The organism is Achromobacter sp. Marseille-Q0513 (assembly GCF_018195695.1).
Lineage (GTDB): Bacteria > Pseudomonadota > Gammaproteobacteria > Burkholderiales > Burkholderiaceae_B > Achromobacter.
The window spans coordinates 1-15,237 of sequence record NZ_JAGTJY010000041.1 but is presented as its reverse complement, the minus strand read 5'-3'; the positions used below and the strand labels follow the sequence as shown (position 1 = coordinate 15,237).

At 69.5% G+C, this 15,237-nt stretch carries 4 protein-coding genes; all 4 read left to right on the top strand.

The genetic code is table 11. The features are described from left to right. The first annotated feature begins 110 nt into the window (after window positions 1–110). Entirely contained in the window at window positions 111–1,034 is a 924-nt protein-coding gene (locus tag KDH83_RS11180) for a LysR family transcriptional regulator (protein ID WP_212315506.1), read from the top strand. 178 nt (window positions 1,035–1,212) lie between these two features. After that, window positions 1,213–2,121: a transporter gene (locus KDH83_RS11175; RefSeq protein WP_212315505.1), complete on the top strand. Its 909-nt coding sequence runs from the start codon at window positions 1,213–1,215 to the stop codon at window positions 2,119–2,121. A gap of 127 nt (window positions 2,122–2,248) precedes the next feature. Then, window positions 2,249–3,169: a DUF4261 domain-containing protein gene (locus KDH83_RS11170; protein ID WP_212315503.1), complete on the top strand. Its 921-nt coding sequence runs from the start codon at window positions 2,249–2,251 to the stop codon at window positions 3,167–3,169. 684 nt (window positions 3,170–3,853) lie between these two features. Continuing rightward, window positions 3,854–15,237: autotransporter-associated beta strand repeat-containing protein (locus tag KDH83_RS11165; RefSeq protein WP_212315501.1), on the top strand; the 11,384-nt coding region annotated here is incomplete at its 3' end.

Here is a 15,237-nt window from a genome sequence, read left to right as displayed (position 1 = left end):
TCTCCGGATGTTGTTCGATGATGTGTTGCGATAACATTAATTCCGTCCTGGAAAGGAAAAAAGACAGGTTTGCGGAGTTTTGTTCTCCGCCAGGCGGAGAAATCACAAGCATGGACAGATGGGCCCAGATCGAATTCTTCATCCAGGTGGCGGAACTGGGCAGCCTGTCGAAAGCCGCCGAACGGCTAGGCATGTCCAGCGCGGCCGCCAGCCGATGCCTGAACGCGCTCGAGGAACGGCTGTCGGCCCGGCTGGTCGAGCGCACCACGCGGCGCCTGTGGCTCACCGACGTGGGCCGCGAGTACCACCGGCGCTGCGTCGCCATCATGGGCGAGATGGCCGAGGCCGATGCCGCCGTCAACGCGGCCACGCTGAACCCCAGCGGCACGCTGCGCGTCACCGCATCCGTGTCCTTCGCCTCGATCTACATCGCGCCCGCGCTGCCGGAATTCCACAAGCGCTATCCCAATCTGGACGTGCAGATCGTGGCCGCGAACCGCTATCCGGATTTCATCGAGGCGGGCATCGACGTCGCCATCCGCACGCGCGAGCATGAAGCCGATTCCAGCATCACCGTGCGCAAGCTGGCCGAGACGCGGCGCGTGCTGGCCGCCTCGCCCGGCTACCTGGCCAAGCGCGGCGCGCCCGCCACGCCGGATGCGCTGTGCCAGCACGACCTGCTGGTCTACAACCTGGCCAACGATCCCTATGTGCTGCATTTTCAGCGCGGCGCGCGGACGCAGTCGGTGCCCATCAAGAGCGTGCTCGACGCCAACGAAGGACAGGTGATCCGCGCGGCGGCGCTGGCCGGGCTGGGCATCCTGATCCAGCCTCTGTACATCATTCACGCCGACATCGTCGCCGGCAAGCTGGTGCCGGTGCTGGCCGACTGGCGCCTGCCCGCGCTCACCATCAACATCGCCTACCAAAGCCGGCGCCATCAGCCGGCGAAGATCCGCGTGTTCACGGAGTTCCTGATGGAACGCTTCGAACGGCTGGGCTTTGCCCGCAAGTGGAACGAGATCGCGCGCTGACGCCGGCCAGGCCACGCCGCCAACAACTTCTTCGCCACGCGAAGAACTGTTCTTCCCCCCACGGACTTTTTCCGCTCCAGACACACGGCCACCATTGCGTCTGCCGAAAAACGCGGGCTCCGCGCCCGCGTATCGGCAACCACGACAACGCAAAAAAACAACCTGGTCTGGAGACACCATGACATACCCCATCACGCGCCGGCTCGGCGCCGGCCTGCTCGCCTGCGCGGCCGCCAGCCTCGCCCACGCCACCGAGAACGGACAGATCAGCTATCCGGTCGGCGTCAACACGGTGCTCAACGGCCTGCTGCCGCCGCCGGGCGCCACGCAGTTCTTCAATTACTCGATCTATTATTCCGCCGACAGATTCGCCGGTCCGCACGGCGGCAGCGCCGTTCCCGGCTTTCGCCTGGACGTGGTGGCGGAAACGCCGCGCATCGTGCACACCTGGGAGCGTGGCCTGGGGCCCTTCACGATTTCCAGCAGCGCGATCGTCCCGATCCAGCGCGCGCGCCTGTCCACGCCGGCCGGAACCGGCACCAAGACCGCGCTCGGCGACGTGATACTGGAGCCGTTCATGCTGGGCTATGCCAGTCCTGCAAAGGACTTCCACGCCTTCTTCTCGCCCTCGTTCGCCGTGCCCACCGGCGCCTATTCGTCCAGCCGGATCGCCAATACCGGCCTGAACACGTATGCCTTCCTGCCGTACCTGAGCATGAGCTGGTTTCCAGGCCCGCGATGGGAAGTCTCCACCACGACGCTGATCGAAGCCAACACGCGCAACCGCGCGACCGGCTACCAGTCCGGTTCGGTCGCCGTGCTGGACTACCTGGTGGGCTACGCCGTCAGCCCGCGCCTGCAGCTGGGCGTGCAGGGCACATTGCTCAAGCAGTTCACCGACGACAAGCAGGACGGCGTCAAGGTCGGCGCGGATGGCTTTCGCGGCCAGGCGGCGGGCATCGGTCCGCAGCTGCGCTATATGTGGGGTCCGGCGTCCGGCATCGCCGTGAAGTACCAGCATGAATTCGCGGTGCGCAACCGCCCCCAGGGCGGCAAGCTGTGGGTGCAGTTCAGCTTTCCGATCTGAGTGGCCGGCGGCTGCTCCGACGCAGCATATGGACGTCAGGCGTCATGAATTGAAACGAATGCGCAACCCGTCCCGCGAGGCGGGTTGCTAGCATCCCGGCTTTCCGTTCACTTGACGCATCCCGCCCATGAGCATCATTTCGCGTTTCTTCGGCCGCAAGGAACCGGCCGCCGGCCAACCCAACGCCGAACCCGCCGCGCTGGTTTCCAATCCCGATCAGAAGGACGGCATGAGCCTGCAGGTCGCCTTCGCCGGCCCGCTACCGAACCAGGCCGAGGCGCTCACGCGCGCCCTGCAGGCCTATCACCCGTCCATGGCCGACGCGCGCGCCGAACTCGATGCAGGCGGCGACCATTGGCTGGGCCTGGCGGGCTGGGGCGAGCACGTGGTCCGCATGGTCGGCTTCAACGCGCCGCTGCCCGAGGCCACGGTCGAGGTCTGCGTGGCGCCGGCGCACTACCCCGCCGAGGTCAAGGCCGAGGTGCGCGCGCACTCCAGCCACGTGCTGCTGTACTACACCGGCCACGACGAGGATCCGCTGGAGCAATACGTGGCCGTGGCCGCGGTGGCGGGCGCGCTGGCCGAGGCCGGCGGCGTCGCCGTCATGAACGAGCATGCCCACACTTCGCTGCCGGCCGGCGTGTTCACGCGCGCCTCGCTCGGCGACGAGAGCCTGGAGCTGCTGCGCTCGCTGCCGCTGACCATGCTGTATTGCGGCTTCGTGAAATACGACGTGGAAGGCACCGCAGGCGTGTGGATGCGGACCTACGGCGCCGACCGCTTCGGCCTGCCCGACTTCGCCGCGCTGGCCGAGGGCCATCACCAGGGCGAGTTCTACTCGAACATCTTCAACAACATCATGGCCTATCTGCTCCAGAGCGGCGCCGAGATGGACGCCGGCCATACCATGCAGATCGGCGAGAACGCCTACCTGAAACTGCGCGAGCCCGGCGAGCCCGAGTACTTCCTGCAAGGGCCGGGCCGCACGCTGGTCGCGGAGATCATCGCCGAGGACCAGATCAACCGGCCGGACGGCGCGCAGCACTGACGCCGGCTAGCAAGGGCTGGCGCGGCTCGCGCCAGATACCGCGGCCCCAGGGGCCGCTTTTTTACGTCTGCTTGCGATTCCAGCCGCCAGGCGCGCGGATTCCTCCCAGTCCTTGAATCCGGGTTCGCCACTCCGTGGCTGCGATTGCCACGGAAATCCGCAATTCGTGGACCTGCTTTCTCGAAATATCAATCATCAGCGCAAAGCCATATTATTTTCTGCAAACATCGCGGCGCTCATTCCAAAACCGGAAATTCCGGCATTCGAGAATCAGACGCCTCATATTTTCTTTTATTTATCAATTGCTTATTGATATATCCACACAAGAATAGGCAAACCCTGCGCAATTTCAGATAAATACAAATTCGCCTGCATAAATCACCCATACGGCTAATCATGGCGCGGTCTCATGCCACTTAACCGTTAGAAATTTTAGTAACTAAATGTACTGACATTATCAATGAAATTGGTGCCAACTCAGATTTATTTAGTTACTAATCAGCAAAATGATCCACCACTCCATGCCTGTCCTTCCTCTCACACTGAAGGCCGAATGAAAGCGGCAGGCGCCTGAAAACCGCCGCCACTCGCGCGTCCTGATTGCAGCAATCGCCTCGTCCCCTCCCTGGATGAAAGATGCTCAGGAGAGGCGGAAGGGGCTCATTTCTCGTTCACGGAGCAGACATGAGACCTGGCCACCGGCATGGCTATACCTTCATTCCCCACAACTATGTCTGGCGCATCCTCGCGCTGCTGATGGCCCCGGCCCCGGCGGCCTTCGCCTGCACCACGTCGGGCAGCTCCATCATCTGCAACGACGCGGTCGTTCCGGTCCTGCATCCCAACACCGTCAACAGCGCCGCCAACGGCGTCACCGTGCAGGTCACGCCGACGGGGCAGTCCTCCGGCCCGACGGTCGCGCTGCCGGGCGCCGCGGCGATCACCTTGACCGGCAGGAATGCCACCCTGATCAACCAAGGCCTGATCAACCCCGGCCTCAGCCTGCTGGGGCTGGGCATATCCGGCGCCCGGCTCGGCAATGCCAACAACGGCGGCGCGGTCTCCGTGACCAACAGCGGCACGCTCTACGGCGCCGGCCTGTCTTTGCTTGGCGTGTCGCTGCCCGTGCTCGACGGCGCCGCGCTGGTGCTGCAAAGCGACGCCACCGGCTCCATCAACATCAACAACAGCGGCACCATCAGTCTCGTGCCCGGCATACTGGGCAGCCCGCCGCTGGCGTCCAACGTGGCCATCTCGGCCTACGGCGGCGCCCCGATCAGCATGACCAACGCGGCCGGCGGCTCGATCATCGGACGCGTCGGCCTGGGCCGTTCGTCCACCGGCAACAGCTTCGTCAATGCCGGCAGCATCGACGGCAGCGTGAGCATGGGGCAGAACAGCACCAACACCTTCACCGCGATGACAGGCTCGTCCGTCATCAACAGCGGCAACCTGATCACCGTCGACCTGTCCTTCGGCGGCGTCGGACCCAGCCTGGCGCTGGGCTTCGCCGCGGTAGGCACCGTCGACGGCGGCGCCGGCGGCACAAACACCCTGGTGCTGCAGAATCCCGGCGCCTCGGGCGCCACCGGCACGGGCACGGCCGCCTCGACCGTCTACCGCAACTTCACCAACCTGCAGGTCAACGGCGGCACCTGGACCCTGAACGGGCCGCTGGTATCCGGCCAAACCACGCTGAACAGCGGCCTGGTGAGCTTCGACAACGCCGCCGCCTTCGGCAGCGGCCTGTTCACGGTCAACGGCGGCGCCATCTCGAGCCTCTCCAGCCTGTCGCTGGCCAACGCCATCCTGCTCAACTCGGGCAACCTGGGCATCCAGGGCATCAATGACCTGACGCTGGCCGGCAACCTGTCCGGCGCCGGCGGGCTGGACATGTCCGGCACAGGCACGCTCACGCTGAACGGCAACAATGCCCACACCGGCGGCGTGCGCCTGGGCGCGGGCTCGCTGGCGCTGGGCGGCAACAGCGCGCTGGGCACGGGCAACCTGACCGTCTACGGCGCGGCGTCGCTGCAGGCCGGCAGCGCCAGCGCGCTGTCCAACAACATCGTGCTCAACGCCAACCTTAGCCTGGTCAACACGGGCGCGCTGACGCTGTCGGGCGCGCTGTCCGGCGCCGGCGCGCTGACCAAGAACGGCGCGGGCCTGCTGACGCTGAACGGCGTCAACAGCCACGCCGGCACCACCCTCAACGCCGGCGGCCTGGTGCTCGGCAATGCCGCCGCGCTGGGCAGCGGCGCGCTGACCGTGGCCGGCGCCTCCAGCCTGTCCACGGCGAGCGCGCTCACGCTGCAGAACGCCATCATCCTGAACGATGCCTTGACGCTGAACGGCGCCAGCGACCTGACTCTCAACGGCGCCATCAGCGGCGCGGGCGGCTCGCTGCTCAAGACCGGCGCCGGCGCGCTGACCCTGAACGGCGCCAACACCTTCGGCGCCGGCGCGACGCTGTCCGCCGGCACGGTGAACCTGGGCGCTTCCGGCGCGCTGGGCAGCGGCGCGGTGACCGTCAACGGCGCCGTGACCCTGGCCGGCATCGGCGCGGGCGTGGCGCTGTCGAACAACTTCGTGCTCAGCAACGCCCTCACCGTGGGCGGCAACCTCACCCTCAACGGATCCATCAGCGGCGCCGGCGGCACGCTGTCCAACACCGGCATCGGCACGCTGACGCTCAACGGCAGCAACAGCTTCGGCGGCGGCACGCTCAATGGCGGCAACGTCATCGTGGGCGCCAACAATGCGCTGGGCACGGGCCTCATCAACATCGCCAGCGGCACCACGCTGGACAGCGGCGCGGCCGTCACGCTGAACAACAGCTTCGGGCTGGGCGGCAACCTGACCGTGGCCGGCGGCCAGGCGCTCACACTGGCCGGCGCGCTGTCGGGCAGCGGCACGCTGGTCAAGAACGGCCCCGCCGGCCTGACGCTGAACGCCGCCAGCACGCACACCGGCGGCGTGCTGCTCAACGCCGGCACGCTGACGCTGGGCAACGCGACCGCGCTGGGCAGCGGCCTGTTGAACGTGCAAGGCGCCGCCACGCTGGCGGCTGGCAACCTCAGCATCGGCAACAACATCCAGCTGGGCGCCAACCTGGGCGTGAGCACCGGCGGCCAGGCATTGACGCTGGCCGGCGCCCTGAGCGGCGCCGGCGGCATCGCGCTGAACGACGCCGGCACGCTGACGCTGTCGGGCAACAACGTCCACACCGGCGGCGTGACGCTGAACGCGGGCACGCTGATCGCCGGCAGCGACACGGCGCTGGGCAGCGGCACGCTGACCGTCGCCGGCAACGCCACGCTGCAAGGCAGCGCCGCGCGCACGCTGGCCAACAATGTCTCGCTCGGCGCCAATCTCACCATCGACGGCGCCAGCGACATCGGCCTGAACGGCGCGCTCTCCGGCGCGGGCAGCCTGATCAAGAACGGCGCCGGCACGCTGACGCTGACTGGCGCCACCAGCCACGCTGGCACCACCATCAACGCCGGCATTCTGCAGGCCGGCACCGGCAGCCTGGGCGGCAGCGTCGTCAACAACGCCACCCTGTCCCTGACGCAGGGCGCGAACGCGACCTACAGCGGCGCCATCAGCGGCGCCGGCCTGGTGAACCTGGTCGGCAACGGCTACACCCTGGTGCTCAACGGCATCAATACCTTCACCGGCGGCCTCAACCTGTTGTCCGGCACCCTGGAAACGCGCGGCGGCCAGGCGCTGGCCGATACGCTGGCCGTGAACCTGGCGACGGGCACCACGCTGCGGCTGTCGGACAGCGAGACCTTCGGTTCGCTCAGCGGCTCGGGCCGCCTCGACCTGGGCGCGGCCAGCACCTTGCAGCTCGGCCAGGACAACGCCAACGCGACCTTTGGCGGCACGCTCACCGGCGCGGGCAACATCATCAAGAGCGGCACCGGCACTCTCACCCTGACCGGCGCCAGCACCCAGACCGGCACGTTCGGCGTGACCGGCGGCGGCCTGAACGTCAACGGCACCCTGGCCAGCTCGCAGATCACCGTCGGCGCCGGCGCCACGCTGGGCGGCAGCGGCAGCGCGACCGGCGCGGCCAGCATCCTGGCGGGCGGCGCGCTATCGGCCGCGTCCGGCCAGACCCTGACGCTGGGCGGCCTGACGCTGAACGGCAACTCGCAGTTCAACGTGGCGCTGGGCGCGCCGCAGGCCACGCCGCAGACGCTGGTGCAGGTCAACGGCAACGTGACACTGGGCGGCCAGCTGAACGTGACCGACCAGGGCGGTTTCGGCCAGGGCGTGTACCGGCTCATCACCTACACCGGCGCGCTGGTCAACAACGGACTGGCCCTGGGCAGCCTGCCGCCGGGCACGGTGCCCGCCAACCTGCAGATCCAGACCGCCGTCAACCAGCAGGTCAACCTGATCGTGCAGAACGGCAGCAACAGCGTGCAGTTCTGGAACGGCACGAAGCTCGCCGCGGACGGCGTGCTGGCCGGCGGCGGCGGCACCTGGGATGGCGGCAGCACCAACTGGACCAACCAGAGCGGCCTGCTCAGCCAGACCTGGGGCGGCCAGTTCGCCGTGTTCGGCGGCGCCGCCGGCGGCACGGTCAACGTCGCCGGCCCGCAGTCCATCACGGGACTGCAATTCTTCACCGATGGCTATACGCTGCAGGGCGGCTCGCTCCAGCTGGCGGCCGGCGTCAACAACTTCCGCGTCGATCCGCTGCTGACCGGCACGGTGAACAGCGCGATCACCGGATCGGGACAGCTGCAGAAGCGCGACCTCGGCACGCTGGTGCTGGGCGGCGTCAACACCTATCAGGGCGGCACCTACATCGCCGAGGGCGTGCTCCAGGTCAGCGCCGACAACCAGCTCGGCGCGGCCTCCGGCGCGCTCGGCTTCGGCGGCGGCACGCTGCGCGTCACCGGCACCGGCTACACCGGCACCGCGCGCGCCATCGACGTGGGCGCGGGCGCGAGCCTGGACATCGCCGACGCCGGCAATACCTACACCCTGAACCAGGCGCTGACCGGCGCCGGCCGTCTGACCAAGCTGGGCGCTGGCACGCTGGCGCTGGGCGGCGACAACAGCGCCATCGGCGGCGTCACGCTGAACGCCGGCGCGCTGATCGCGGGCAGCGCCACGGCGCTGGGCGGCGGCGTGCTCAGCGTCACGGGCAACAGCAGCCTGGACGCGGCCTCGGCGCTCGCGCTGGGCAACAACGTGCAGCTCGGCGCGGGCGTGACGCTCACCCATGCCGGCGCCAACGACCTGACGCTGAACGGCATTGTCTCGGGCGCCAACGGCGCGCTCGCCAAGACGGGCGCGGCCACGCTGACGCTGAACGGCGCCAATACCTACGGCGGCGGCACCACCCTGTCGGCCGGCGCCATCCGCGTGGGCGGCAATGGCGCGCTGGGCACCGGCGCGCTCACGGTCAGCGGCAACGCCAGCCTGCTGGCCGACAACGCCGTCGCGCTGGGCAACCTGATCAACCTGAACGCCAACCTGACCACCGGCGGCAACGGCAACCTGACGCTGAACGGCGCGCTGGCCGGCGCCGGCACGCTGATCAAATCCGGCAGCGGCGCGCTGACCCTCAATGGCGTCAACACCCACGCGGCCACGGTGCTGGGCGGCGGCACCCTGGTGGCGGGCAACAATCTGGCGCTGGGCGCCGGCGGCCTGACCGTCACCGCCAACAGCGCGCTGGACAGCGCCACGGCACTGACGTTGAACAATGCCATCACGCTGGGCGCCGGCGCCCAGCTGTCGGTGGCCCTGTCGCAGGACGCCGCGCTGCTGGGGCCGATCGACGGCGCGGGCGGCCTGCGGCTGGCCGGCGCCGGCACCACGCTGACGCTGGCCGGCGCCAATACCTACCAGGGCGGCACGCGGCTGGACGGCGGCAATCTGCGCCTGGGCGGCAGCAATGCGCTCGGCTCCGGCGCGCTATCGGTCAACGGCAGCGCCACGCTGGCCGGCACCGGCACGGGCGCGCCCATTGCGCTGGGCAACGCGGTGACGCTGGCCAGCGCGCTCACCGTGACCGGCGACCGCGACATCACGCTTTCCGGCGTCATCGACGGCGCCGGCGCGCTGACCAAGAGCGGCGCATCCACCTTGACGCTGGCGGGCAGCAACAGTTATTCGGGCGGCACCACGCTGACCGCTGGCCGGCTGAACGTGGGCAACGCTGGCGCGCTCGGCAGCGGCGGGCTCAACGTGACCGGCGCCGCCACCCTGGGCAGCACCCAGGCATTGACGCTGGCCAACGATATCTCGCTGGGACAGTCCCTGACGGTCGACGCCAGCAACGGCCTCGGCCTGTCCGGCGCCATCTCGGGCGCGGGCGGCCTGATCGCGAGCGGCAATGGCACGCTCACGCTGACCGGCGCCAACAGCTACGGCGGCGGTACCCAGCTCAACGGCGGCACGGTCGCCATCGGCAGCGGCGGCGCACTGGGCAGCGGCGCCGTGACGGTCAATGCCGGATCCACGCTGCAAGGCCTGACCGGCACCGTGACGCTGGCCAACGATATCGCGCTCGTCGGCGCGGGCCTGACGCTGGCCGGCGCGCAGAACATCACGCTCGCGGGCGCCGTGTCCGGCTCGGGCAGCCTGGTCAAGCAATCCGCCACCACCCTGACCCTGAGCGGCAACAACAGCTACACCGGCGGCACCACGCTGGCAGCCGGCACGCTCAACGCCGGCAGCAACACTGCGCTGGGCACGGGCCTGCTCACGGTCTCCGGCTCCGCCGCCCTCGACAGCACGCAGGCGGTGACGCTGCAAAATGGCATAGCCCTGGGCGCGGGCACTACGCTCACGGTCCTGGGCTCGCATGACCAGACCCTGGCGGGCGCCATCGGCGGCGCCGGCAGCCTGATCAAGACCGGCAACGGCACGCTGACGCTGTCCGGCGGCAACAACTACTCGGGCGGCACCACGCTCTCGGCCGGCACGCTGACCGCCGGCAGCAACACGGCGCTGGGCACGGGCACGCTCACGGTCTCGGCCCCCTCCACGCTGACGGCGGCCGACGGCGTGACGCTGGCCAACACGGTGCAACTGGGCGACACGCTGACCGCCGGCGGCGCCGGCAACTGGACGCTGGCGGGCGATCTGTCCGGCGTGGGCGGACTGGTCAAGACCGGCGCCGGCACCCTGACGCTGACCGGCGCCGGCAGCTACGGCGGCGGCATCACGCTGAGCGGCGGCGGCCTGACCGGCAACAGCGGCAACCTGATCGGACCGATCGCCACATCGGCCGGCACGGTGCTCACCTTCAACCAAGGCGCCAACGCCGCCTACACCGGCGCGCTGTCGGGCGCTGGCAATCTGGAAAAGACCGGCCTGGGCACGCTCACGCTCAGCGGCGCCAACACGCTCACCGGCGGCATCGGCGTGGCCCAGGGCACGCTGGCCACCACGGGCGGCGGCAAGATCGGCACGGCCTCCAGCGTGCGCGTCGACAGCGGCGCCACCCTGAGCCTAGGCAGCACGGACAGCATCGCCAGCCTGTCCGGCGCCGGCACGCTGAACCTGCAGGCGGGCAGCCTGCTGACACTGGGCGGCGCGACCGACAGCAGCTTCGACGGCGCGTTGACGGGCTCGGGCAACCTGATCAAGAGCGGCCCGGGCGGCCTCGCGCTGACGGGCACCAGCAGCAATACCGGCATCTTCAACGTCGGCGGCGGCACGCTCAACCTGACCGGCTCGCTGGCCAACAGCGCCATCAACGTCAACACCGGCGCCACGCTGACCGGTACCGGCAGCGCCAGCGGCGCGGTCACCGTGCTCAACGGCGGCAACCTGGCGGTCAGTTCGGCCAATGGCGGCACGCTGTCGCTCGGTTCACTGACGATGAACAGCGGCTCCAGCCTCAATGCCTCGCTGGGCGCGGGCAATACCGGCAGCCTGATCTCCGTGCTTGGCAACGTCACCTTGAACGGCACCCTCAACGTGACCGCCTTGCCCAGCTTCGGCGTGGGCGTGTACCGCATCATCTCCTATACCGGCGTCGGCAACGTGGCGGGCCTGCAGTCCGGCGCCATGCCGTCCGCCAACGTCACGCTGCAGACCAATATCGCCGGCCAGGTCAATGTGCTGAACGAATCCGCGCCCGGCGAAATCCAGTTCTGGAAGGGCGGCGCGGGCGGCGCCGGCAGCTGGACCTCCGGCGGCCTGGACTGGAGCGACGCCCAGGGCACGCCCAGCGCCTGGGGCAGCCGCTACGGCGTGTTCCAGGGCACGGCGGGCACGGTCAACCTGAGCGGCACGCAGAGCTTCCAGGGCTTGCAGTTCTCCACCGACGGCTATGTGCTGAACAACGGCGCGCTGCTGGCCCAGGCCGGCAGCGACGGCGTCGCCACGCTGCGGGTGGAACCCAATGCCACCGCCACGCTCAATACCACGCTGACAGGCAACGCCACCATCGCCAAGCGCGACGGCGGCACGCTGATCTTCGCGCAAGACAACAGCTATGTCGGCGACACCCGCATCGAAGGCGGCGTGCTGCAGATCAGCGGCGACGGGCAGTTGGGCAACGCCGGCAACCAGGTGGTGCTCGATGGCGGCACGCTGCGCTACCAAGGCGCGAGTCCTGCCGTCACCGCCCGCAACATCACCATCGCCAGCGGCGGCGCCATCGACGTGGCCGGCCCCACCACGCTCTACACCGTCAATGGCGTCATCGCCGGCACCGGCGCGGGCTCGGCGCTGACCAAGACCGGTGCGGGCACGCTGGCGCTGGGCGGCGCCAACACCTATGCCGGCGGCACGCTGCTGCAGGCCGGCGGCATCAAGCTCGGCGGCAACACCGCGCTCGGCAGCGGCGCGCTGACGGCGGCCGACGGCACCTCGCTGTCCAACGACGTCGCCGTCAGCCTGGGCAACACCGTGGCGCTGCAAGGCAACCTGACGCTCAACGGCGCGGCCCCGCTGACGCTGACGGGCGGGATTTCCGGCGCCGGAGGACTGATCAAGAGCGGCTCGGACCTGACCCTGACCGGCAACAACAGCTACCAGGGCGGCACCCAGCTGCTCAGCGGCCTGCTTACGGTCGGCTCGAACACGGCCCTGGGCAGCGGCGCGCTGATCGCCTCGGGCGGCACCTCGCTCGACGCCTCGGCGCCGGTGCAACTGCAGAACGGCATCACGCTCAATGGCGCGCTCACCCTGCCCGGCAGCGCCGATCTCACCCTGGCCGGCGGCATCCAGGGCAGCGGCAGCCTGGTCAAGAACGGCGCCAGCACGCTGACGCTCAGCGGCGCCAACAACTACACAGGCGGCGTCACGCTGAACGCCGGCACGCTCGCCGTGGGCAGCGGTACGGCGCTGGGCGCCGGCACGCTGACCACGGCGGCGGGCGTCACCGTCACCGCCACCGCGCCCGTCACGCTGACCAACGCCATCACCCTGGGCGGCGCCACGACCTTCAACGGCGCCGACCTGGGCCTGACCGGCACGATAAGCGGCCCGACGGGCAGCCTGGTCAAGAACGGCGCGGGCAACCTGACCCTGAGCGGCAACAACAGCTACCAGGGCGGCACCTCGCTGAACCAGGGCACGCTGACGGTCGGCGGCAATTCAGCGTTGGGCGGCGGCACGCTCACCGCGGCCAGCGGCGTCACGCTGGCCGGCCTGGGCGCGGCCACCCTGACCAACGCAGTCACGCTGAACGGCGCGCTCACCGTCAACGGCGCCGGCGACCTGACCCTGTCCGGCATCGTCAGCGGCAGCGGACCGCTGACCAAGACCGGCAGCGGCAGCCTGACGCTGGGCACCGCCAACAATTACACCGGCGGCACGGTGCTGGCAGGCGGCACCCTGGTGGCTGGCAACAACGGCGCGCTGGGCAGCGACGGCCTGACCGTATCCGGCGCGGGCACGCTGCAGGCCGGCGCGGCCGGCGTCGTGCTGAACAATGACGTGACGCTCAATGCTGGCCTGACCGTGGCCGGCGCCAACGACCTGACGCTGTCCGGCGCGCTCAGCGGCGCGGGCGGCCTGACCAAGACCGGCGGCTCGACCCTGACCCTGAGCGGCAACAACAGCTATGGCGGCGGCATCACGCTGGCCGGCGGCACGCTGATCGGCGACACCAACAGCCTGAAGGGCAACGTCGCCACCTCGGCCGGCACCACGCTGACGTTCAACCAGGGCGCCGCCGGCGCCTTCGGCGGCGCGATCTCGGGCGGCGGCAGCCTGGTCAAGAACGGCGGCGGCACGCTCACGCTGGGCGGCGCCAACAGCTACAGCGGCGGCACCACGGTCAATGCCGGCGCGCTGGCGGGCGACACCACCAGCCTGCAAGGCAACATCAACCTGGTCGACAGCAGCGGGTTGATATTCAACCAGGGCGGCGCCAACGGCACCTATGCCGGCAACATCACCAGCAGCGGCACCGGCGCGGGCACCCTCACCAAGAACGGCGCCGCCACACTGACGTTGAGCGGCAACAACAGCGTCGGCGGTGGCACCACCGTCAACGGCGGAGCCCTGCTGGTCAACGGCACGCTGACCGGCGGCAACGTCACCGTCAACGCCGGCGGCTCGCTCGGCGGCTCGGGCTCGGTGGCGGCCGACGTGACGTTGAACGACAACGCCCATCTGACGGCCGGCACGCCGGGCAACCCGATCTCGTTCGCCCAGAACCTGACCCTGTCCAACGCCACCCAGCTCGACTTCACGCTAGGCACGCCCAGCACCCCGACCACCGCCGTCAGCGTGGCACAGAACCTGACGCTGGACGGCGTGCTCAACATCAGCAACGGCGGCAACCTGGGCACCGGCGTCTACCAGCTGTTCTCCTATGGCGGCACGCTCAACAACCAGACCATCACCTACGGCACGCTGCCCACCGGCATCACGCAAGCCAACCTGACGCTGCAGAATCTGCCCAACCAGATCAACCTGGTGCTGCAATCGCAACCCGGCGAAATCCAGTTCTGGAATGGCGCCAAGACGGTGGGCGATGGCGTCATCGCCGGCGGTCCCGGCACCTGGAACGCGGCGACCACCAACTGGGTCGACCCGACCGGCAACCTCGCCGACAAGTGGAACGGCGGCTACGCGGCCTTCGCGGGCAGCGGCGGCCTGGTCACCGTGGTCGGCGCGCAGAACCTGACCGGATTGCAGTTCCTGTCCGGCGGCTACACGCTGCAGGCCGGCGCGGGCGGCACGATCAACATCGCCCAGGCGCTGACGCCATTCCGCGTCGAGAACGGCCAGACCGCCACGGTGGCGGCGCCGATCACCGGCGGCGGCGGCATCGAGAAAGGCAATGGCGGCACCCTGATCCTGGCGGGCAACAACAGCTACACCGGCTCCACCTCGATCCGCAGCGGCGTGCTGCAAGTGACCCAGGACAGCAACCTGGGCAACGGCGGCGCAGTGTCCATCAACGGCGGCACGCTGCGCATCGCCGACCCCGGCTACATCACCACGACCCGCGGCCTGTCGCTGGACGGCGTCGGCGGCGCCATCGACGTGACCGCCGCCGGCCAGACCTTCACGCTGAACCAGTCCATCAACGGCAGCGGCGCGCTGACCAAGCAAGGCGCCGGCACCCTGGTGCTGAACGGCGCCAACGGCTATGCCGGCGGCACCGTGATCGCCGGCGGCACGCTGCAGGGCAACAGCGCCAGCGTGCAGGGCAACGTCAGCACCGCGGCGGGCACCACGCTGCGCCTGAACCAGGCGGCCGACGGCACGCTGGGCGGCGCGGTCAGCGGCGCGGGCCAGCTGGTCAAGGACGGCGCGGGCGCCCTGACGCTGTCGCAACCGTCGACCTACACCGGCGGCACGCTGGTCAACGCGGGCACGCTGATCGGCAATACGGCCAGCCTGCAGGGCGCCATCACCAACAACGCCACGCTGACCTTCAACCAGGGCGCCGACGGCGCCTTCAGCGGCTCGCTGACGGGCAGCGGCAACCTGGTCAAGCAAGGCGGCGGCACGCTGACGCTCAACGGCAGCAACAGCTTCAGCGGCACGGCGACCGTCAACGGCGGCACGCTGCAACTGGGCAGCGCGGCGGCTCCCGCCACGCTGCCGGCTGCCGTGCAGGTCAACTC